This window comes from Pseudomonas sp. P5_A12 (assembly GCF_056400685.1).
Window position 1 is genome coordinate 1 of record NZ_JBFUKU010000619.1, and the last position, 702, is coordinate 702.

A 702-nucleotide genomic window follows, 5' to 3' on the forward strand; every position below is an offset into this window, starting at 1 on the left:
ATCCCTGTGCGCCAGGATCGCCCTGCATGGCTGCTTTCAAGTACCAAGCCAGCGACTCCTTGTAGTCCTGCTGGACTCCCCAGCCTTTATAATACGCAAGGCCCAACAGTGACTGGGCCGATTGGCTACCTTGCTCGGCAGCTTTATGATTCCAAGCAGCTGCTTTCTCATAGTCTTGAGATATCCCTTTCCCAAAGAAGTATGAAAGACCAAGGGAGGCTTGAGCATACATATTCCCTTTTTCGGCGTTCTCCCGAATATCCTCGACATTCCATTCAGCGAAAGCCAACGACTGAAATAGTGCCAAGATAAGCGCCAGCATCGCGACTTTGGGTTTCATGATCTATTCATCTTCGCTCGAGTTTTTTTGGCCGAAACGGCAGGTCGGCTACAGGATTCAATTTATGGCGGATTATGGGCAAGGACCAGAGCCCACCCCGTCTTGATCAGTATCTGACTCTCTAAAATTCACTACTTTTTTAGGAATATCAAGCGTGTAGGTAAAGACATATTCAACAAGGGTCGCCACTTTTCCACTCACAGAAACCAAACGCATATTATCAAGGCTTTGTACGTCTAGAAGCTTCAGCGGCCTCCCTTCATCAACATTCTTGAGTCTTAGACGGGTTCCTCTGCAAGTGCCCGTGGCAGTGCTGCAGGTGACAGATACAAGATACCTGACCATGTGAGGCTCTACTTTTG

Annotated in this window: 2 protein-coding genes; both read right to left on the reverse strand. The window is 48.4% G+C overall.

Annotation, left to right across the window (positions count from 1 at the left end):
• The coding region (locus AC1DSG_RS31525; RefSeq protein ID WP_477794349.1) for a tetratricopeptide repeat protein at nucleotides 1-340 on the reverse strand (340 nt) is incomplete at its 3' end.
• A gap of 72 nt (nucleotides 341-412) precedes the next feature.
• Nucleotides 413-702, reverse strand: a 290-nt coding sequence (locus AC1DSG_RS31530) for a hypothetical protein (RefSeq protein WP_477794350.1), incomplete at its 5' end; no start/stop codon positions are given.